The sequence below is a fragment of the Frankia gtarii genome, from assembly GCF_025403375.1.
In the GTDB taxonomy this organism is placed as follows: domain Bacteria; phylum Actinomycetota; class Actinomycetes; order Frankiales; family Frankiaceae; genus Frankia; species Frankia gtarii.
In genome coordinates, this window is sequence record NZ_JAMPTM010000043.1 from 1 (window position 1) to 21,936 (window position 21,936).

At 71.2% G+C, this 21,936-nt stretch carries 10 protein-coding genes; 7 read left to right on the top strand and 3 right to left on the bottom strand.

The window, feature by feature from the left end; translation table 11 throughout:
• Together NBZ83_RS09330 and NBZ83_RS09335 are read left to right on the top strand one after the other, a co-directional pair.
• On the top strand, positions 1-497 hold a 497-nt coding region (locus NBZ83_RS09330), incomplete at its 5' end, for a transposase (protein ID WP_261574769.1).
• Between the two features lie 356 nt (positions 498-853).
• On the top strand, positions 854-2,548 hold the full coding sequence (locus NBZ83_RS09335) for an SEL1-like repeat protein (protein WP_261568714.1): 1,695 nt from the start codon (positions 854-856) through the stop codon (positions 2,546-2,548).
• Positions 2,549-2,990: 442 nt separating this feature from the next.
• Here the strand turns inward: NBZ83_RS09335 and NBZ83_RS09340 are convergent, their stop codons facing one another.
• On the bottom strand, positions 2,991-3,422 hold the full coding sequence (locus NBZ83_RS09340) for a hypothetical protein (RefSeq protein ID WP_261568715.1): 432 nt from the start codon (positions 3,420-3,422) through the stop codon (positions 2,991-2,993).
• A 237-nt stretch (positions 3,423-3,659) separates the two neighbouring features.
• Between NBZ83_RS09340 and NBZ83_RS09345 the strand changes: the two genes are divergently transcribed.
• Entirely contained in the window at positions 3,660-4,376 is a 717-nt protein-coding gene (locus tag NBZ83_RS09345) for an IS6 family transposase (protein WP_261574770.1), read from the top strand.
• 155 nt (positions 4,377-4,531) lie between these two features.
• Here NBZ83_RS09345 and NBZ83_RS09350 read toward each other — a convergent pair whose 3' ends face one another.
• Together NBZ83_RS09350 and NBZ83_RS09355 are read right to left on the bottom strand one after the other, a co-directional pair.
• A complete protein-coding gene (locus NBZ83_RS09350) occupies positions 4,532-6,919 on the bottom strand; it encodes a PEP/pyruvate-binding domain-containing protein (RefSeq protein ID WP_261569670.1) in 2,388 nt (795 codons plus the stop codon).
• Positions 6,916-8,511 carry an MBL fold metallo-hydrolase gene (locus NBZ83_RS09355; RefSeq protein ID WP_261553712.1) on the bottom strand — a complete coding sequence of 532 codons (1,596 nt, stop codon included), beginning with the start codon at positions 8,509-8,511 and terminating at the stop codon, positions 6,916-6,918. The genes NBZ83_RS09350 and NBZ83_RS09355 overlap by 4 nt, the downstream gene beginning before the upstream one ends.
• A gap of 133 nt (positions 8,512-8,644) precedes the next feature.
• Between NBZ83_RS09355 and NBZ83_RS09360 the strand changes: the two genes are divergently transcribed.
• The 4 genes from NBZ83_RS09360 (at position 8,645) to NBZ83_RS09375 (ending at position 21,923) form a co-directional block, all read left to right on the top strand.
• Positions 8,645-15,580 (top strand): non-ribosomal peptide synthetase, encoded by a 6,936-nt coding sequence (locus tag NBZ83_RS09360; protein ID WP_261574771.1) that lies wholly within the window; start codon positions 8,645-8,647, stop codon positions 15,578-15,580.
• Positions 15,581-15,661: 81 nt separating this feature from the next.
• Positions 15,662-16,378: a hypothetical protein gene (locus tag NBZ83_RS09365; protein WP_261553714.1), complete on the top strand. Its 717-nt coding sequence runs from the start codon at positions 15,662-15,664 to the stop codon at positions 16,376-16,378.
• Between the two features lie 8 nt (positions 16,379-16,386).
• Positions 16,387-18,009: an MBL fold metallo-hydrolase gene (locus NBZ83_RS09370; protein WP_261569667.1), complete on the top strand. Its 1,623-nt coding sequence runs from the start codon at positions 16,387-16,389 to the stop codon at positions 18,007-18,009.
• A complete protein-coding gene (locus NBZ83_RS09375) occupies positions 18,006-21,923 on the top strand; it encodes a non-ribosomal peptide synthetase (protein ID WP_261569665.1) in 3,918 nt (1,305 codons plus the stop codon). The genes NBZ83_RS09370 and NBZ83_RS09375 overlap by 4 nt, the downstream gene beginning before the upstream one ends.
• Positions 21,924-21,936: the final 13 nt, after the last annotated feature.

The window sequence follows — 21,936 nt, forward strand, 5'->3', positions numbered from 1 at the left end:
GGGGCGGGTCGGGGCGGGTCTCGGTCGCGGGGCTGGCCTGCTACCGGTGTGGGCAGGCACCGCGCTGGTTCTACCGGCTGCGCCAGCATCGGGGCCGTCGCGGTGAGCCGAAGGCGTTTCTGTGGACGGAGTACCGGGATCTGATCGTGGCGGCGCACCGCCGGTTGGGCCGGCCGCTCGTGCTGGTCTGGGACAATCTGGGTACCCATCGGTGCGCGGAGATGCTCGCGTTCATCGCGGCGAACTCTCTGTGGCTGACCGTGATCCGACTGCCGTCGTACAGCCCGGAGCTGAACCCGGTGGAAGGCGTCTGGTCGCTGCTGAAACGCGGGGAGATCGCCAACCGGGTCCTGGTCGACGTCGATCATCTCACCGGTCTGGTCCGACGCGGCATGAGCCGGGTCGGACACCGTCCTGACCTGCTCGAGGGCTGCCTGGCGGGCACCGGGTTGACCTTGACACCATTCCATGATCAATCAGCCGACCTTGCGCATTAAAGGTCAGTAAAGGTCAGTAGGATGGGTACGCTGTCGGACGATCAGAGATCTGCGCCGGGCTCGACGTGTCGCGCCCGGACCGCACCACGCGCGTTATGGAGCGCCGGATTGCGTTGAAAGGCGCAGGTCGGTGTGCGGAGCGACCCGAGGAAACATGTTGGATGCAAGCCCAGCGCTGCGCCTCCGGTCGAGCTCACCCCACCCTTGGGGCCGTCTTGGGTGAGACGTCTGCTCGGTGTACGTTGGCTACAGGGTCGTGATCGGAGATTTTTGTGTGCATGGAGCCAGAGTCGCAGTCGAGTTCGGCCGGGTCCTCCGCGCCGCGGCGCGATCCGGCGCCACTGCCGTCGTGGCGCGTGTTCAGCAGCGCGGAACAGCAGCGGATCATCGCGGAGTACGAGAACGCGTCGCGCGAGGAGAAGGACTCGATCCTGCGCCGGGAGGGTTTGGCGCAACACGCGGCACTTATCGCGACGCTGGACCTCCGTCGCCTCGGCCATAGCAGTCCAATACCCATCGCTCTGCTTGCGGACACCGCCGCCGCTCTTCTGGCCGACGAGTTTCAGGTCGGCGACGACCATCAGTTGATCAAAGCTGTTTCCGGGGCGATTTACGAGCATGCGGATCAGCAACCAGACAGCCATTCCCCGGCGCCGGTTCCCGCGCCCTCAACCTCAACCACCAGTTACCACCCGGGCGACCGTCCTGACGAAAACATCCTCCGTACTCGTTGCTACTATGTTCCACCCGCAGGGTTCTGGGAAGCGGTCAGCCGTCACGCCCAGACCGCCGAAGATCTACATGCCATAGGCCGATCCGCTGCGAGCCGCCTGAGGCTACGGCACGCTGATCAGCTTTACCGGCGGGCGGGGAATGCCGGCAGAGCCGAGGCATGGTGGGACCTGGCGCGGCTTCGCGAGGAGGCCGGGGACCTCGACGGCGCGAAAAACCTCTACCTCCAGGCCGCGACGGCAGGGAGCCCCCAAGCGTTGAGCCACCTTGCCGAACTTCGCGAGAAGGCCGGCGACGTCGACGGCGCGAAAAACCTCTACCTCCAGGCCGCGGACGCCGGCGACGAGGACGCTCTCTGGGAGGTGACGCGTCTACACGAAGAAACCGGAGACCCCGACGGAGCCGAACAAGTCGCCCAGCGGGCCGCCGACTCCGGCGATGTCGGACCGTTGTCCTCACTGGCCTGGATGCGGGAAAGCGCCGGGGATGACGAGAACGCCGAGCGGCTATATCGGCGGGTTCTGGACACCGGCCATACGTACGCTCTCTGGGACCTCGCACGCCTACGGGAAAAGGCCGGCGATCGCGCTGGCGCCGAACAGCTCGCCCGTCAGGCGCTACGTTCCGGCAACTCGGCTGTCATGCGGGAACTGGCAATCTTCCGAGAGGATGCCAGTGATCTCGATGGAGCAGAACCCCTGTACCGGCAGGCCGGAGATGCGGGAGACCCTTACACCTCCTTTGATCTTTCGCGCATACGAGAGAAAGCCGGAGACCCCGACGGAGCCGAAACAATCGCCCGCCAGGCCACCGAATCTGGAGATTCCGATCCCTCGTGGCACCTGGCCCGGATGCGCGAACTCGCCGACAACTATGCCAGCGCCAAGGAACTCTATCTTCTGGCAGGAAACGCCGGAAATTCCGAGGCGATGAGAAGCCTCGCCTGGATGCTCGAAAAGCAAGGAGACCTGGCTGGCGCGGAACAGTACAACCGTCAGGCCAAAGACGCCGGAAACCTTGACGCTATCTGGGATCTTGCGCGCCTACGCGAGGAAGCCGGAGACCCCGACGAAGCCGAAAACATCGCCCGCCAGGCCGCCGAATCCGGCGATACCAGCATTCTATGGCCTCTCGCAACGCTTCGAGAGGAAAGGGGAGACCCCGACGATGCCGAACGGCTGGCATTCCTAGCCACAGACGCGGGCGACACGAGGGCACTCAGGGAACTGGCGGAGATCCGCCACAAGGATCCACGCTGGGAGAAGTTGCTGCAGTTCGGACTCGACCCAGATGGACGACTCTCAGATCCCTGGTGGTGAGGGGCTCCTTGAAGTTTCCCGTCGGCGGGTGGACTGGGCGTGCAGGACCTCGGCCGGTTCCCAGCGTTGGGCTTTCGCAACAGCCAGTAGCTCGGGCACGTACCGGCGGACGTGCGGCATGTGTTGCCGCTATTGAGCAGGGAGTTCGCGCGTTCGCTGACGGCGCGTAGCGCGTTGTGGATCCGGTTGTGCACCTTCTGCTCGTCGGTGAGGGTCTCGTCATCCTCCACACCGAGTACCGCAGGACCGCCTGACACCCAACACCACGACACGACGCTGATGTCACGCAACGCCACGAAAGGTTACCGGGAAAGGCTCAGTGCCTGTTTCCATTCCGCCAACCGACCTCACCCTTGATCAGGAGCCGCCATAGCCAGACCCCAACCTTTCAACCTCTGTAACCCAAGATCAGGCAGCTACCTGACCAGATAGTTACCGCCGCTTATCGGTAATGAACCGACTCCTTCTTTGCATTCTGTGTCGCGGGAGTTCCTTTGTTGATGTTGATGAAACTTCCGAAAGGCGCCAAATACTTATCTTTTATCGTGTAACCGCCGGGGCTTAGCTTTGGCAGTCCAGAGGAGGCTTCTTTCACAGTATTAACAACCGTGGTTGGGTTGCTATGAGAATATGACGAGGGCGGCGCGCCCATATCCGCTGATTGCCTTCTCACCTCCACCGGCTTTCCACCAGCTCCTGTTATGCCCTTGAAAGTCATTTCATGTGAGTAAGAAATGCGGCCTCCAGGTTCTTCGCTAATCACATGGCTCAACAGCCCCTCACCAGTTTTGGGGTTTTGACCCGGGAGCTCAAATGGAGTGTGAGCCTCGATGGATTCGACGGCAGCGTCTGCTTCGGCGGCTGTAATCTCCAAGCGAGGTCCGGAATTCTCTCCGCGCGGCCCACCACTGCCGGAGCCGCCGATGGGTCTGGCCTCCGCGACTTTCCCAATGCCAAGACTTACGCCAATTGCCATGAACTCAAGGGCTCCCGTCGCAGCGTCAACTGATGCGCGAACCGCATCGCCGGTATCCCCCTTCGTACTCGCTGCGCCCGCGCGGGGTCTGTTGCACGGGCTGCGGTCCACCCCGGCGGCCGGCATGATCAGGCGATGCGCCGCCGTCGCCAGCACGTCCGACCAGCCGTCCCGGTTTCGGAGTTCGCCGGGTTCCGGTTCTCACCGGAAGTGATCGTTCTGGCAGTCCGGTGGTACCTGCGGTACGGCCTGTCCTACCGCGACGTCGAGGAGCTGCTCGCGGAACGCGGCATCACCGTCGATCATGTCACGATCTACCGGTGGGTCCAGCGGTTCACTTCACTGCTCGTCGACGCCGCCCGGCCCTGCCGACACAGCACCGGAGACAGACGGTTCGTCGATGAGACCTACGTCAAGGTCGCCGGCCGGTGGACCTACTTGTACCGGGCAGTGGACCAGTTCGGGCAGGTCATCGACGTGCTGGCCGCCGAGCACCGGGATCTGGCCGCGGCCCGACGGTTCTTCACCCGGGCGCTGTCCCACAGCCGGAAGCCGGTCGAGGTGACGACCGACCGGGCACCCGTCTATCCGCGGGTCCTCGACGAACAGCTTCCCGCCGCCCACCATGTGGACGTCGCCCGGGCGAACAACCGGATCGAATCCGACCACAGCCGGCTCAAAGCCCGGCTTCGGCCGATGCGCGGGCTGAAACGGCTGCGCTCCGCCCAGACGATCAGCGCAGGGAATGCGCTGGTTCAGAACATCCGCCGCGGACACTACGAACTCGGCACCGACACCGACCCACGACTCCGACTGACGACCGCGTTCGCCGAGCTCACCCTCGCGATCTGATCACCGGCTCGGCAGGAACAGCCATGTCCAACCGCCCACAATGCAACAGACCCCCTCGTCGAGGGCGTCTACCAGCTCAGCGTGATCGCCGTCGTGAACGGCACGCTCGCTATCGCCCGGCGGATGGTCCAAGTCGCCGGGGCGCCCAGCGGTCGTCACCCCTGGTGATCCCCGCCGGCGACAATTCGCACCACGCCAGCCGCGCCGTCGACCTCAACCAGCATCCCATCGGCGATCACGTCGAGCGCGCCGCGCACCCCCACCACCGCTGGGATACCCAACTCACGGGCGACGATCGCCCCATGGCTGAGCTCCCCGCCGGCACTCGTCACGAGGCCGCCCGCGCGCGCCATCAGCGCGACCCACGACATGTTCGTGTTCGGGCACACCAGCACGCCGCCGGCCGGCGCGCGCGCCGCGTCCGCGCTCGTGCGCACCACCGTGGCGACACCCACCGCCACGCCGGGCGACGCGGCGACCCCGCGGAGCCGCGTCACGGCCGGCAGCGCCACGCCGGCACGCTCCTCCGTTTCGACGGCCGCTGCCACCGGACCGACCGCCGGCATCAGGCGGCTCCAGTCGCGCCACTCGTCCCGACGCCGTCGAACCAGCTCGCGGCGGTCCTGCGGCCCGGCCATGACGTCGGCGACCTCGTCGACGTGGAGATACCAGATGTCGTCAGCCCGCTCGAGCACCTCGTCGGCGACGCAGCGCGCGCCCACGCGCAACAGCGCCGCCCGCGTGGTGGCGTGGAGCATGCGGTCGAGCCAGTAGTTGTGGTCCTCGACGAGCGGGAACACGGCGCGGGCGAGCGCGACCGCCTCGTCGAGGCGGGTTCGGTCCGCCTCGTCGGCGACCCGTCCGCGCAGCTCGGCGAGGAGCGCGTCGCCTGCGGCGAGCGTCGCGGCCCGCCGATCGCCCGGCGACACGTCGGTGGCGCCCATTCGCCGGGCCTCGGCGAGCACCCGCGACGGCTCGTCGGCCCACGTGGTCGCGGCGAGGTCGTCGCTCTCCGCGCCGAGGTGACCATGGGCGGCGAGGCAGCGATCGAGCGCCCTCGCGAGATCCCCGCCGGCGTCCGTCGCGGACGCCGCGCGCTCGATCTCGGCGAGCGTCCACAGGTCGACCTCCACCTGGTGCATCGTCTCGACGCGCCCGACGGTCAACCGCCATGCGTTGGCGGCGGTCTCCTCGCCGAACAGGTCGCGGCAGGTCGCCGCCAGGTGGCGCGCCCCGGCGAAGCACGGGTAGAGCACGACGAAGTGCCAGTACCACGCCTCCTCGATGACGCTCCAGACGGCGCGCCACGCGGCCACCCGTTGCCGGCCGGGCGGACCGTCGACGTCGAGGCACCCGATCTCGGCGTAGATCGCCCGCAGCCGTGGCACGACGGTCCGGTGCCAACGCGCGACCACCGTGCGAGCCCGCTCGAGGTTCTCCACCTCCAGCCGCCGGCGTGCCTCGTCCAACTCGTCCGCCGGCGACATGTAGTGCCAGCGCACGTACACCCGTCCGTTGAACACCACGGCATCGGCCCGGCTCGTCCAGCCGAGCTCGTCCTGCATGCGGCGCAGCCCCGCGTACATGCCGAGCCGGGCGTAGTCGCCCCCCATCGGCGTCACGACGGCGGGGAAGTGGATGTCCTCACGCAGCCAACTGGTGGCTTCCTCGTCGAGGCCGTCGAGCGGGAAGCGCGTGGTCCGCGTGATGGGGCGGGCCTGCAACACGAACAGCGAGTCGCCGACCCGGGCACCCTCGACGTCGACGGGCTGGCCGACGAGACGCTCGATGCGGAGCACCAGCTCGGTGACCTCGCGCAGGGCGCCGGAGTCGAGCGGGGGTTCGGCGCGCTCGCGCGCCGGGAGCGGCTCGGTCGCGACGCCGCCACCCGCCGACGCAACCAGGCGAGCGGACTGATCGCCACGACGGTGCTCGATCATCTCCCGCGTGTCGCGCAGCAGGCGGTACGTGTCAGGCCGCGCCGTCCCGTCGGCGATCACCGCACCGAGTCCCCGCGCCGCGCTCACGACGAGCTCAGCGCCGTCATGCTTCGGCAGCGGGTTGCTGCTGAACGCCACGAACGAGACGTCCGCCGGCACCATCACCTGCACCAGGACGGCGATGCGCACCTCGCCCGGCACGCCGAGGCGGGCGCGGTACGCGAGCGCCACGTCGGCGACCGCCGAGCGCGCGCACGCCCACACGGCGGCGACGACGTCGTCCGCCCCGACGACGTTGAGGAAGGTGTCGTGAATGCCGGCGAACGAGGCCGCCGCGCCGTCCTCGTCGAGCGCCGAGGAGCGCACGGCCACGGCGAGGGGGCGCTCTGCGGCCAGCGACTCGTAGGCGCGCCTGATGTCGCGCTCGAGCGTCGGGTCCGGCACGCGGCGGGGATCGAGGGCCGTGACGCAGAACCCGGGCGGAACCGGCGCGGCCGCGGCGAGCCGCGCCAACGCCGCCGCCTTGGCGCCGACGAGGTCGTCCCGCTCGGTGCCCGGCGCGCCCAGCGTCAGGACGCTCGCGAAGGCGCGGTGCAGGCTCATGGGAGCACGACGTCGCAGCCGCCGTGCAGGCGGTCGACCGACATCCCGCGTCGCCGGGCCTCGGCGACGAGCCGCTCGGCCGCCAGAACAGGCCGCGCATCGGGGCGGAACGTCGTCGCGGTGAGGAAGTGCACCCACGGCTCGTGGCCCATCGCGTAGACGAACGCGCGCTGGCACCCGAGCGCATCGAGCAACGCCAGTGCCTGCACGTCGTCGGAGCCTGCGAGGCGCCGGGCGGCGGCCCGCTCGCGCGACGGTTCACGGCGGAACAGCGGCCCGTACAGCCACGTCAGCGGGGCGCCTTCGCACTCCATGCCGAGGAACACGACGTCGACGCGTCCGACCACCTCGCGCAGCACGTCGTACAGCGACGCATCGAGGACCGCCGAGTCGGCGGCGAAGAGCAACCGTGTCCCCTCGGCCTCGATCAGCCAGCCGGCCTTGGACGCGATCGCAAGGTCGCCGTGCTCGCCGAGGAACGGCACGGCGACGATGCGGCCGCGCCCATCGGCGACGACGAGCTCGTCGAGGTCGCCCAACTCGACGACGTCGTGGAACCCGGCGTGCTCGAGCGCCAGGCGCGGTGAGGGGTCCTGCAGCGCCCCGGTCCCGCCGCGCGGCACGACGACGGTGCCCAGGCGGTGACGCAGCCGCAGCAGCGTCTCGAGCACCAGGTGGTCGTGATGCGCGTGCGTCACGAGGGCGAAGTCGATGCGTTCCGGGAGGTCGGCCGCGCTGACGCGCGGCCCGGCGCCTTCGAAGGCATCGGGAAGCAGGGGGTCCACGAGGAAGCTCGTCCCGGCCGTCTCGACGAGCACGCACGCATGCCCGATGTAGCGCACGCGGCGCGCGGTCCGCGCAGCGCCGTCGCCGGCGATGGGCGGCGTCGCGGTGACCAACCGGCGGAGCTTGGAGGCACCGTCGGCGTCGAGCTCGAGGCAGCTCGCGAGGTCGTCGAACGGCATCGGAGCGCGAACGCTGGCGAACAGGGCGTCGACGCCGGGGTGGTGGAAGGGCACGCCGGCCAGGAGCACGTCGGGAGCGTCGAGGCGCGGGGTGCTCAGCGCGAACGGCCGATCGTCCGAGCCGGCGAGGCTCAACGCCAGCGCCTGGTCGCGGCCGCCGGCGTAGTAGCGCTCGTAGAGCAGGGGTTCGAGCAACCGGAACGAGCAGTGGTCGTCGAGGTCGTACGTCAACTCGACGCATCCACGCAGAGCGGGCGGGAGCGACGCGTACAGCGGGCCCAACGGGGCGCCGGCCGGCGCGGCGGCGAGGTCGGCCAGGTCGTCGAGCGCTGCGCTCAGCGCGACCAGGTCCGCGCGCTCACGGCGACGTCGTTCGCCGAGCGCGGCGACGTCGGCGGTGCGGTCGCCGGCGACGTCGACGAACGGGCCACCCGCCAGCGCCGGCGATCGGGCGGCCTGCTGGTGCACGCTCGGCGCGGCGACGTAGGAGTCGATGATCGGCTGGTGCCGATGGGTGAGGTGGCGACTCGCCGTCGCCGGTGCGACGAGGTGGGACCACGCGTACCAGCCGCCGACGAGTGGCTCGACGCGCACATCGGCGCGCAGGCCCACCGGTGCCGCGGTCATCGCGGATGCGTGCTGCCTGCGACACCGACCCGCTCGCGACCGGCGACCTCGCACGAGCGCTCCCGGCACATGGTGCTATTGTATATGGGCTACGGCCGCCCCGGCTGCCGGACGAAGCAAAGGCGACCAGCTGATGACTGCGCCAGCCGCGACCCCGGAATGGGAACGCGTCGTCACACGGATCCCGGCGCGCCGGTCCGGCCCGATGACCGCGTTCGATCTCGGCACCGTGGCGGTGGCAGCCGTGGCGGCACTCGTGCACCGCTACCACGACCGCGACGACGTCACGGTCCCCCTGAGCGTGCGCGTCGGCGCCCGATGCGACGACCGCTCGGTGTCCACGGCCCTCGACGCGACGACCACGTTCGCCGAACTCGTCGAGCAGGTCGCGCGGCCGCGGCCCACGCCGCCGGCTGGCGGGCGGCTCGGCGGCGGCGACCTCGACCTCGCGTGCACGCTCGCCGACCGGACCGACCTCGGCCCACCCCCCGGCTGGCGCGGCGACGTCCATCTGCTGCTCGTGCCCGGCGACAGCACCGTCGAGCTGACCGTCGCCCACCGCCGGGCGCATGTCGCTCCGAGCGAGGCGACCGCGCTGATCGGCCACTACGAACGCCTGCTGGCCGTGGCGCTGTCGGCTCCGGCGAGCGCCGTCGCCGACGCCGCCCTGCTGTCGCCCGCCGAGGTGCGCATCCAGGAGGCGTGGCTCGAAGGCACGGCCGTCGACCTGCCCGCCGACGCCACGATGCACGGCCTGTTCGAGCGCCAGGCGCGCCGCTCGCCGGACCGCCTCGCCGCCGTGTGCCCGGCGGAGCGCGTGCCGTACGGCGAGCTCGATCGGCGTGCCGACCGCACGGCCGCCGCCCTGCGCGCCGCCGGCGTGCAGCGCGGCGACGTGGTCGCGGTCGCGGTCGCGCGCTCCTGCGCGCTGCTCGTCGCCACGCTCGGCGTCCTCAAGGCCGGCGGCGTGTTCATGCTCGTCGACGTCACGCAGCCGGCGACCCGGCGCGAACGCCTGCTCGACCTGTCCGGAGCGCGGGCGATCGTGACGACGCCGGAAACCGCCGGGACGATCGCGCCCGGCGCGCACCGCACGATCGTGACCGTGGCCTCGTCGAGCAGCGGTCACGAGGACATGGCGCCGCTCGACATCACGGGCACCGATCCGGCCTATCTCACGTTCACATCAGGATCGAGCGGAGAACCCAAGGGCGTGCTGATCCGGCATGAGTCGTTCGTGAACCGTCAGCTGTGGCTGATTGAGAATCGCCAGCTCGGGAGCGACGACGTGTCCCTCCAGCGCACCGCCGTGTCGTTCGACCCGGCGATCTGCGAGATGTTCCGGTTGTTGCCGGTCGGCGGCCACGTGTGCTTCCTTCCTGCCGGCGCGGAGCGCGATCCGGCACTCGTCACCGATGCCATCGAGCGCCACGGCGTCACGATCGTCGACCTGGTCCCTTCGCCCTTGATCGCACTGCTCGAGTACGTCGAGGCCGCCGGGCGGGCTGGGGCGGTCAGCTCGCTGCGGTGGGTGCTGGCCGGCGCCGAGACGCTTGACCCGTGGGTTGTCGAACGCTTCGACGAGCTGCTCGGACGCCGCAACGGCACCCGGCTCGTCAACGGCTGGGGCGCCACCGAGGTCACGGTGGACGTGACCGCGTTCGTGTGCACCGGCGCACCGTCCGGCAGGCGGGTGCCCGTGGGCCGTCCGATCGACAACGTCGGGGTGGCGATCCTCGATCGGCGTGGCCGGTTCATGCCGATCGGCGCGGCGGGCGAGCTGCACGCCGGCGGCCTGTGTCTCGCGGCCCGGTACCTCGACCCCGAGCTCACCGCCCGGCGCTTCGTCGCGCGCCCCGCCGGCGGCACGCGCCGCCTGTACCGCAGCGGCGATCGGGCCCGGTGGCGTTCGGACGGTCAGCTCGAGTTCCTCGGTCGGTTCGACGACCGGTTGAAGATCCGCGGCACGTGGTTCGAGCCGGGGGAGATCGAGGCGGCGCTGCGCGCTCATCCCGCCGTCCGCGGCGCCGTCGTGCGGGCCATCCCCGCGGGCCCCGACGCCGACGACGGACGAACGCGCGTCGCCGCGTTCGTCACCGTCGCGGTGGGCGCCGACGCGCCCGAGGTGACGGCGCTGCGAGCTGTGGTGCGAGCAGCCGTCGGTGCCTCGCTCGTCCCCGACGAGATCCACGTCGTCGCCGAGCTCCCGGTCACCGCCCACGACAAGCTCGACGTCGACGCGCTCGCCGTGATCGCTGCCAGCAGGCGACGCGTCCACGCTCGAACGGACGTGGACGCGTCGCCGACCGAGCGAACGGTCACCGCGATCTGGCAGGAGCTACTCGGCCCCATCGACCTCCCGCCCGACGCCGACGTGTTCGACCGCGGCGCGGACTCGTTGTCTGCCGCCCGCTTCGCGGCCCGCCTGCTCGGCCGGCGCGGCGTCGATCTGCGCGTCTCGGCGGTGCTGGACAACCCGACCGTGCGGGGTCTGGCCGCGCTGATCGAGAGCCGCCGGCGCGACGACCAACCGGATGCCGGGCCGCAGATCGTGCCCGTCGCCGATGCCGCCTCCTACCCGGCGTCCCACAGCCAGCGGCGGCACTGGATCGTCAGCCAGTTCGACGGGGCGTCCGAGGCGTATCACGTCGTGGCCGCGCTGGCCATCCCGGGCTCGATCGACACGGCGGGGCTGAGCGCGGCGGTCGCCGACGTGGTCGGGCGCCACGAGATCCTGCGCACGACGTTCCACCTGGAGGACGGCGAACTGCGGCAGCGCGTCGCCGCGACCGGCGCCGTCACGCTCACCGTCCACCCCGACGGTGCGACCCGCGACGTGCTCGAGCAGGCCGGGCGGGCACCGTTCGACCTCGCCGGTGGACCGCTGCTGCGGGTCGGCCTCATCCGGCCCGACCGCCGATCCCGCGGTGGCGCGGACGAGTCGATCGTCTACCTGGCCGCCCACCACATCGTGATGGACGGATGGTCCCTGTCGATCTTCTTCGGCGAGCTCTTCGATCGCGCCCGGGCGCACGCGCGCGGCGACGCCGGCCCGCTCCCGCCGCCCCCGCTCCAGTACCGCGACTTCGCGGTGTGGGAACAGCACATGCTGGCCAGCGCGGCCGGCGAGCGCTCGCGACGCTTCTGGCGGCGCGAGCTGGCACCCACGCTCGCACCGCTCAACCTGCCTCTCGACGCCCCGCGCCGTCCCGACCGGGCACATCGCGTCGGCACGGTTCGCTTCGAGGTGAGCGCCGCCGCGACACGCCGCCTGCGCGAGCTCGCACGCGCCGAGCAGGCGACGCTCTTCGGGGTGCTGCTGACGGCGGTGTACAGCTGGCTGCACGCTCTCACCAGGCAACGCGACCTCGTCGTCGGCACGCCGGTGGCCGGTCGCGGGCGGGTGGAGCTCGAGGATCTGCTCGGCTCCCTGGTCAACAGCCTGCCGCTACGCGCCCGACTCGATCCCTCCGAGACCGGTCGGCGGCTCCTGCGGACGGTCCGCGACGTCGTCGGCCGCGCGCTCGACCACGACGCGTATCCGCTGGACCTGCTCGTCAGCGAGCTGGCGCCCGAGCGCGCGCCCGCTCGCTCGCCGCTGTTCGACGTGATGCTCGTGCTCCAGAACGTGCCGGGCATGGCGGTGGAGCCGGCCGTCGAGGTCACCGGTGCCCGTGTCCTCGACGTCGACGCGCGCATGGGGAAGCTCGACATGATCGTCACGTTCACCGAGCACGACGGTGGCCTGCGCGGCGAGATCGAGCACGACCGCGATCTGTTCGCGCCCGCGCGCGTCGCGATGATGTGCGAACTACTCCAGACGACGCTCGAGCACCTCAGCCGGAACGCGGACGTCTCGGTCGCCGCGCTCGGCGCCACGGTCACCGACGTGGTCGCCACCGCGGCGCCGCAGTCGCCAGAGCTGCTGCACGAGCAGGTCGAGGCCGCGGCACGGCGCTGTCCCGACCGTCCCGCCCTCACCTGTGCCGGGCGCACGGCGACCTACCGTGAGCTCGACGCCCGGGCAACGCGCCTCGCCCGCCACCTGCGTCACCGGTACGGCGTCGGCCCCGAGCACATCGTGGCCACGGCCCTGCGCCGCTCCGAGTGGATGGTCATCGTCCAGCTCGCCATCCTCAAGGCGGGCGGCGCCTTTCTCGGGATCGATCCGAACGACCCGCCCGAGCGCCGTCGCTTCATCCTCGACGACAGCCGCCCCTCCGTCGTCGTCGTCGAGCGCCGTCACGATGCGGTCGCTGCGGGCGCCGGGGCTCGCGCCGTCCTCGTCCTCGACGACGTGGTCGACATCGTGTGCGCCGACGACAGCGACAGGCCCGAACCCCTGCCCCGGATCAACCGGCTCAGCGACCTCGCATACGTCATCTATACCTCCGGTACGACGGGTCAGCCGAAGGCCGTCCTCGTCGAGCACCGCAACATCGTCTCGCTGCTGCGGGTGGCCGGCGAGCGGTTGACGCTCGGCGAAGACGACGTGTGGACGCTGTTCCATTCGATCGGCTTCGACTTCTCCGTCTGGGAGACGTACGTCCCGTTGTCACGGGGCGCCCACCTCGTCGTCGTGCCGACCGATGCGACGAGGGACCCGCGGCTGCTCGTGGCGCTCCTCGAGCAGTACCGCGTCAGCGTGCTCTGCCAGGTGCCGACCGTGTTCGAGGGGGTGGCGCCCGAGCTGATCCGCCGGCCGGCTGCCGGTGCGTCCCTGCGGTACCTGATCTTCGGCGGCGAGCGGGTCAATCCGCTCCGCATCCGCGAGTTCCTGGCCCGCCATCCTGACTGCCACGTGGTCAACGGCTACGGCGTCACCGAGGCGACGATCTTCTCGTCGTTTCACGTGACGAGCGGGCTCCCGGGTCCCGACGACGAGGCCGGCAACGTCGGACGACCACTGGGAAACCAGCGGCTCGAGGTCGTCGACGAGCTCGGCGCGCCGGTCGGGCCCGGCGTGATCGGCGAGATCGTCGTGTGCGGTGCGTCCGTCGCTCGCGGCTACCTGGGCCGTCCCGAGGCGACGGCTTCCGCGTTCGGCACCACCGCCGGACCCGACCGCGAGGTGCGCAGCTACCGAACCGGCGACCTGGCCTGGCGCACGCCGCTCGGCGAGCTCGTGCATGCCGGCCGGGCCGACCGCCAGGTGAAGGTCCGCGGCTTCCGAGTCGAGCTCGACGGGATCCGCGAGGTGATGCTCTCGACGGGTCTGCTCACGCGGGACGTCGCCGTGACAGTCGCAGACGGCTCCGGCCCGACGATCGTCGCGTTCCTGCGCCCCGACGACGCCGGCCGTGTGGACGAGCTGCGACGACGCCTCCACGAGCTCCTGCCGGACTACATGGTTCCCGGACGGTTCGTGGTGGCGCCCGACTGGCCGCTCGCGCCGAGTGGCAAGGTCGACGTGCGCGCGCTCGCCGCGCTCGATGCCGAGCCGAGTGCACCCGCCAGCGCTCCCGCGGGCGACGACGACGTGGCGGGCGTGATCCGAGAGGTCTGCCGGTCGCTGCTGGGACGCCGGGACCTCGGAGACGACGACGACTTCTTCGCGGCCGGCGGCCACTCGCTGCTCGCCGTCGTGCTGGTCGCCCGGATCGACGAGGAGCTCGGCGTGACGATGACGGTCGAGGACGTGTTCACGCACCCGCGCCTCGGCGACCTCGCCCACGCCGTCAGAGTCCGCTCGGGTCGACAGGCGGCACCGGCCGCGGCAAACGGGCGCGATCCCGTCGCGATGACGCTCCCGGCGCGCCATCATCCCGTCTCACCGTTGCAGCACGAGCTCTGGCTGCTCGAGCAGTACCGCGACCCGGCGAGCCCACGGACCGCTGAGGTGATCGACCTGGGCACACCGTGGGATCCGGCGATTGCCGAGGCGACGTTCGCCGACCTCGTCGCCGGCTTCGAGATCCTGCGCACCACGTTCCCGCTGGTCGACGGCCAGCCACGGCAATGGGTGCACTCCGACGGGACGGGCATCAGCGTGCTCGGGTTCAGTGACCTCGGCGACCGTGCCGACGCGGGCGCCGAACTGCAGGCCCTCCAGGAACACGACGAGCACCAGCCGCTGTCGGTGACGAGTGGGCCGCTCCTGCGCCTGCGGGTCGTGCGGATGCCGCCGGACCACACGGTCGGCCTCCTCGTCGTGCACCACATCGTGTGGGACGGGGAGTCGTTCGACGTCTTCGCGAGCGCGTGGCGCCGACGGTTCGCCGCCCGCCGCGAGGGCGCGGGCCCGCTCGCTCCTCCCCGGCAGCAGTTTCGCGACTTCGCCGCCTGGCACGCCGCCTGGTCGGGCACCGAGCGCGGGGCGGGCGACCTCGAGTGGTGGGCGGGCACGCTGCGCGGTCCCACCCCGGGTGACGCGGCCGGTCCGCACTCGTTCGCCGGTTGGCGCGCCAGCGCCCGTGTCGACGCAGCGCTGGCGGCCGGCCTGCGAGGTATGTGCAGCGACGCGTCGGCCACGCTCTTCATGGGGCTGCACGCAGCCGTCGCGGTGTTCCATTTCGTCACCACCGGCGAGCCCGACGTCGCCGTCTCCTCGCCGGTGTCGCTGCGCGGGCTGGCGACGCTCGACGGCCAACTCGGCCCTCACCTCAACACGGTGACGGTGCGCGACCGGATCGACCCGGCAGGCTCCTTCGCCGAGCTGATCGGCGCCGTGCGAGGTCGCGCGATCGATGCCTTCGACCGGCGGCTGACGCCACCGGGTGACATCGCCCGCCGTCTCGGTCGTCCGGCCGGTCGACCGCTGGCACAGGTCGGTCTCACGTTGCAGTCGCAGGAGCGCGCGGCATGGCTCGCCGGGCTGACCCGGCCGGCGACGGCGGTCGACGACGCCCACACGCCGCTGTGGTTCGACGTGCGGGAGGACGCCGCGGGACTGTCCGTCGAGCTGACCGCCCAGCGGTCGACCTGCGACGAGCGCGAGGTGCGCGACCTCGCCGAGCTCTTCGTGGCACTGCTCCGCCGGCTCGTCGAACGACCGGCCGCCCCGATCTCCGAGATCGCCGCCGAGCGCTGGTCGGGCGCTCGGCACCTTCCGATCGACCTCGATCTCTGACGAACCGCCACGGCGAGCCCGAGCGTAGTCGTACCATGACCTAACTTGACCGTGGGCCCGCCGGTCGCCGAGGGAGTGCCGATGGCAGCACAGCTGGTGACGCGAACCGCCGAGCGATACCGTCCGGACGATCACCTCGTGTGGTCGCTGTTGCACAGCCAGCAAGCGCCACTCGTCGCGGCGAGCGCGGTGGACGACTACCTCGACGGCCTCGACCGCTTGGGCCTGCCCGCCGACCACGTGCCCGACCTCGACGCGGTGAACGACGCGATGGCCGTCCACGGTGACTGGCGATTCGTCGGAGCCGGCGGGATGGTCGACGGGGCGACGTTCTTCGGCCTGCTCGCCGATCGACGCTTTCCCGTGACGGTCGCGATGCGGCGGCGGGAGGAACTCGCGTTCGCCGAGTTGCCCGACCTGTTCCACGACCTGTTCGGCCACGGGCCCTACCTCGCCAACCCGCGGACGGCCGACCTGTACCACCGGTTCGGCCGTCTGGGCTCCCGGCGCGCCCACGATCCGGCATTCGTCGAGCAACTCCAGCGATTGCTGTGGGCGACGCTGGAGGTCGGGCTCGTCCAGCACGGCGAGCAACGCAAGGCGATCGGTGGCGCGATCCTGTCCTCTGCGAGCGAGCTCGCGCGAGCCCTCGGGCCCGGCGCACCCGCACCCCGCTTCGACCTCGACGCCGTGCTGGCCGGCCCCGTCGACAGCTTGCGGCTCCAGCAGCACTACTTCGTGCTCGGCGGCACCGACGAGATCACGACAGCGTTGGATGCCCTCGAGATGGCCGGCTGAGCGGTCCGGTGATCGACCCGGGCCCGCGGTACCTCGCCGGCGACGTCGTCGTCGAGCCGCTAGTCGATCGCTGGTACGCGTGGATCCATCTGCTGGCGCCGGCGACCGCGGCCTTCCAGGTCGTCGATCGGCACCTGCGGATGATGGCCTCCTACGTTCGGTCGCCGGCACTCCACGCCGCGGCCGCCGCCGACTCGGCGACACGGAGCGGACCGTTCCTCGACCTCGGTGGCGGCCACGTGCGGGAGGTCGCCGACCTGCTCGATGCGACCCAGGCTCGGGCCGCCGGGCAGATCGAACTGGTCGACACGTTGCGCGCGCTCGACCGGATGCTCGGCGAGCGCGCCGCCGGCGAGCCCCTCGAGCCCTGGTATCGGTGCGTCCCCGAGGCGTTGCGAGGGCTGGTCGAGCTGACGTACGACCGCCATCACCGACCGGACGTCCGCGTCCGCGAGGAGTTGCTGTACGCCAGTCCGCTGTGGGACACGTCACGGCAGTGCGTCCGGCTGGACCGGGGCCGTGCTCGGCCGTTCGTCCTGTCCACGCCGCGCCTCGCCGTCGACGACGACTCAGCGGTCGACGTCGCCGTGCCGTTCCATGCGCCCGCGCTCGACGCGCTGTTCCAAGCCCGCGCCGAGCCCACCGATGTGGCCGCGCTGTCCGCCCGCCTCGGTCTCGCGCCGAGCTCGCCCGAGGCCGACCGGTTCGCCGCGCTGTTCACCGACATCCCACCAACGCCGCTCGGACCACCCGCCCGGACCGCCGGGCCGCCCCCACGCGGCGGCGGACGCGTCACCTACTTCGGCCATGCCTGCCTGCTGTTCGAGGACGGCGACTCGAGCGTCCTCGTCGACCCCGTGATCGCCTACGACGAACCCGATGCCCCACTCCACGCCGGCTACGCCGACCTGCCCCCGCGCATCGACTATGTGCTCATCACCCACGCCCACCACGACCACGTGCTGCCCGAGACGCTGTTGCAGATCCGCCATCGCGTGGGCACCGTCGTCGTACCCGCCAACGACGCGGGCAATCTCGTGGACCCGTCGCTGCGCCGGGCAATCGAGCACCTCGGATTCGATCGGGTGGTCGAGGTCCGGGCGTTCGAGCAGATCCCGCTGAACAGCGGAGTGGTGACGGCCGTCCCATTCGTCGGGGAGCACCACGACCTCGACATCGCGACGAGAGCGGGATACCACATCCGCATGGCGGGCCGGTCGTTCCTGATCGCCGCTGACTCCGCAAACGTCGACCCTCCCGTATACGCGCGCACCCACGCGCTCGTCGGCGACGCCGACGTCGTGCTCCAGGGCATGGAGTGCGTCGGAGCACCGGCGAGCTGGGTGTACGGGCCCTACTTCTCGCGCCCCCTCGACCGCGACCACGACGCGACCCGGCGCGGCCGGGCGTCGAACAGCGTCGAGGCCATCGACCTCATCGAACGGTTCAACGCCGGCGAGGTCTACGTCTATGCGATGGGCGCCGAGCCGTGGCTCGCACATCTGCTCGGTCTCGACCAGGGTGGTGCCTCGGCGGCGACGGTGGAGTCCGATCATCTCGTGGCCGAGTGCCGGCGTCGGGGTCTCGTCGCCGAGCGGCTCTACGGACACAAGGAGCTGCGCTGGCCGTGACCACGCCCCGCGTCCCATCGCCCGACGACCCGCCGGCGGGCATCGGCGGCGGCCCTCCCACGCGCCTGGAGGCGTTGCACGCGCCGGGCGCCGACGCCGACCGGTCCTTCTGGCTCGGCGCGATGGTCGCGCCGAGCGATCTGCTGCGGTGGTCCGAGCACTTCGTGTTCGACGCGGCCGGGGTGCCCGGCTCGCGTCACCGGCTCGGTCTCGACGCCGACGCGCGTCGCATCGTCGGGCGCATCGGGCGAAACCAACCGCTCGGCGAGTTCGTCGTCGTGCTCGCCGCGGTCGTCGCCCTGCTCCACCGGACGACCGGCCGCGACGTGATCTGGATCGAGTCACCGCTCCTGCGACACGCGCCGAGCCGGTACCGATCGGCGGCCACCGTGCCGCTCGTCTTCAGGGTGCCGCGGCCGGGCACCCTGCGGAACCTGCTCGAGCACGTCCGGGACACGGTCGCCCGCAGCTACGCCGCGCAGGGCTATCCGGTTGGCCAGCTGTGGGCGCAGGGTGCCGTCGAGGCCGCGGCCACGATCCTGGTCACCACCGCCGGGTTGCACGACGAGCCGGCACCGACCGCCGACACCGAGGTCGTGATCCGCATCGACCCGGAGGCGGGCAGCCTCGACATCAAGGACCTCAGGGGCGTGTTCCCCGCCGAGTTCCTCGACCGCACCGGCGGGCACATCAACGGGATCCTGCACCAGTTCGATGCTCCCAACGGCGACCTGGGCGACCTGGGCGTCCTCACCGACGACGAGCTCGAGCAGCTCGTCGCCTTCACCGACACCCGCGAACCGGCGTTGCTCGGTGGCTCGCTCACCGCGCGGCTACGCGCGGCGGGCGCGGCGACGCCCACCGCGCCCGCGGTCGTCGCGGCGGACGGCCAGGTGATCTCGTACGGCGAGCTCGTCGATCGCAGCGAGCGGCTCGCCCACCACCTGCGAGCCGAGCTCGGGGTCCTGCCCGGCACGCCGGTGGCGACGGTCGCGACGCGCACCGCCGACACCGTCGTGGCGCTCGTCGCGACCCTCTTCGCCGGTGGCGTCTACCTGCCGGTCGACCCGGCCACGCCGACGGCGCGGCTGCGAGCGCTCGTCGACGCCACCGGCGCCCGCGCGCTGCTCGTACACTCCTCGCAGCTCGGGCGCGCCCTCGAAGTCCCCGAACTGCCCGCGTGCTGCGTCGACCTGCAGGTCGCGACCCTGCCGCCGGCACCGTCGTCGTCGGGCCGGGACGAACGCGGCGGCACCGAGGTCGCCGCCATCATCTCGACGTCGGGATCGGCAGGACGGCCGAAGTCCGTCGAACTGGACCACGAAGGGCTCGTCAACGTCTGTCTCGACCACGTCCGTGAGCTGGGCCTGGCGGCGGGCGACCGCTATCTCCAGTTCATGTCGCTGTCGTTCGACGGATCGCTGCTCGACATCGGTATGACCCTGCTGGCCGGCGCCACGCTCGTGGTGCCGGACGCCGCAACGCTGCTCGACCCGCGACGACTCGAGGACATGATGGTGGCCGAGCGTGTCACCGTCACGACCATGACACCGTCGTACCTGGCGCTGCTCGACGCCGGCCGCCTGACGACGTTGCGGGTGGTCGTGTCCGCGGCCGAGACCGCCCGACACCGCGATGCGACCCGCTTCGCTCGGTCAGCGACGGTCTTCAACGGCTACGGCCCCACCGAGGCGTGCGTCAACACGACCCTCCATCGCTTCGATCCCGTCGTCCCGTCGACGACCGTGCCGATCGGGCGGCCGCGCGCCAACAAGGAGGTCTACGTCGTCGACGCCGACCTCCATCTCCTTCCCCGCAACGCGATCGGCGAGATCGCCATCGCCGGCTGCGGGGTGGCGCACGGCTACCGCGGCACCGCGCCCGCTGCGGACCCGTTCGTCGCCAACCCGTTCTCCCGGCATCCGGTGCTGTATCGCAGCGGAGATCTCGGCGCGTGGAACGATCGCGGTGAGCTCGTCCTCGTCGGGCGGCGCGACCACCAGGTGAAGATCCGTGGCTACCGCGTGGAGCCCGGCGAGATCGAGCACGTCCTGCTGGACGACAGCCAGGTGACCGACGCCGTGGCAGTGTTCGACTCGGCGGCTGCGCAGCTCGTCGCCTGCGTCGCCGCGCCGGAGGTCGTGACGGAGGATGCGTCCGGCGCGCTCGCAGCACGGCTGCGCAGCGAGCTCGCCAACCGGCTGCCTCCCTACATGATGCCGGCAGCGATCCACGTCATGGCGACGCTGCCCCGCAACGAACACGGCAAGGTCGACCGTCCCGGGCTCGTCGAATTCCACCACGCCGCCCGCAACCATCAGCGGGCCACGACCGCGCCGGCCAACGAGCTCGAGGCGCAGCTCGCGGCGTTGTGGGTCGACGCCCTCGAGGTCGAGCAGGTCGGCGTCGAGGACGACTTCTTCCTCCTCGGGGGCGACTCGATCCGAGTGATCCGTGCGGTCCACCAGGCGCGCCAGGCGGGATTGGACGTGGCCACGCACGACGTCATCGAGCACCGCACCATCCGTGCGCTCGCCGCCGCGCTCGCCGAGCGCGGCGACCGCCCGCCGGATGGGATCGATGCCGAGCTCGCTGTTCTCAGCGCCTCGGAGCTAGCGGAGCTGCCACCGGGCACCGCGTCTGCCTATCCGCTGTCGGCGATGCAGCGGGTGATGGTCGACCGCTACGAGTCGCTCCGCGACGAAGGCGCGTACCACTGCGTTTCGTGCTGGCTCGTCGAGGACGACGCCCTCGACATCGACACCCTGTGCCGTGCCGTGCAGACACTCGTCCACCGTCACCCGGCATTGCGAACGATGATCCGGCGAACCGGCGCCGGGCGGCTGGTCCAAGTCGTGCGGGCACCCGACGGCGCGATGCCCCGGTACCTCGACCTGCGGGGCCACCCCGAGCTCGACGAGCTCCTGGCGGCCGACGTGCTGAACGGCTTCGAGATCGGAGCCGACACGCCGTTCGCCCGATTCCTGGTCGTCCGGCGCACGGACGCCCGTGCCGACATCTACCTGTCCGCCCACCACGCGGTCCTCGACGGCTGGAGCCAGATCGTGCTCCAGAACGAGCTCTTCGATGCCTACGAGCGGCGGGTCGCCGGGCTCCCGGTCGACGACAGGCCCCCCACGATCGACTCCCGCCGACAGTTCGTCGCGCTCGAGCGCGAGCTCGCCGAGGATCCCGACGCGCGTGGCTTCTGGACCTCCGAGCTGGACGCGCTCGCGGCCCTGCCGCGCCCGTGGCCGGGGCCGATGCAACGCGGCGCACCGGCCGAGCGCATCATCGACGTCGAACTCACCGCCCGTGTTCGCCGTGCCAGCCGTTCCCTCGCCGTGTCCCCCAAGGCACTGTGCCTGAGCGCGTTCGTGGCGGCACTGCACCGCAGCGCCCACCTCGACACGTTCGCGGTCGGTGTGATCAGCAACGGCCGCTCGGAGCGCCTGGCCGACCCGCTCGGTGCCACCGGCCTGTTCTGGAACGTCCTGCCCGTGCGGTGCGCGGCCCGCGACCGCGGGTTGCCCGAGGCCCGCGACGTCCAAGCCGTACTCGATCGTTACGACGCTCGCGCCGGTTATCCGATCGCCGATCGTCTCCCCGACGAAGCCGTCGCGGCGTGCTTCAACTTCGTGCACTTTCACCACGCCCGCGCGGGAGGCGGCCGCCTCCGGTTCCTCGGCGAGCGGATCGTGCACGATCGACTGCACTTCCCGATCTGCCTCACCGTGTCGATGGAACCGGTGGGGCCGGCGCGCCCGCACGACCTCGTCCTCGTGGCGCGCGTCGATCACCGCCTGGGGGACGGCGGCGATGCCCTCCTGGGCAACCTGCTCGTCGCGTTCGAGCAAGACCTGGCCGCGCGCGCTCTTGTCGGAGACACCGGCGAGTCGCCGCCCAGTCGCTGACGATGAGGAGGCC

Coding starts and splice junctions, on each gene's coding strand:
- NBZ83_RS09345 (WP_261574770.1), top strand. CDS start 3,660: ATGCGCCGCCGTCGCCAGCACGTCCGACCAGCCGTCCCGGTTTCGGAG.
- NBZ83_RS09350 (WP_261569670.1), bottom strand. CDS start 6,919: ATGAGCCTGCACCGCGCCTTCGCGAGCGTCCTGACGCTGGGCGCGCCG.
- NBZ83_RS09355 (WP_261553712.1), bottom strand. CDS start 8,511: ATGACCGCGGCACCGGTGGGCCTGCGCGCCGATGTGCGCGTCGAGCCA.
- NBZ83_RS09360 (WP_261574771.1), top strand. CDS start 8,645: ATGACTGCGCCAGCCGCGACCCCGGAATGGGAACGCGTCGTCACACGG.
- NBZ83_RS09365 (WP_261553714.1), top strand. CDS start 15,662: ATGGCAGCACAGCTGGTGACGCGAACCGCCGAGCGATACCGTCCGGAC.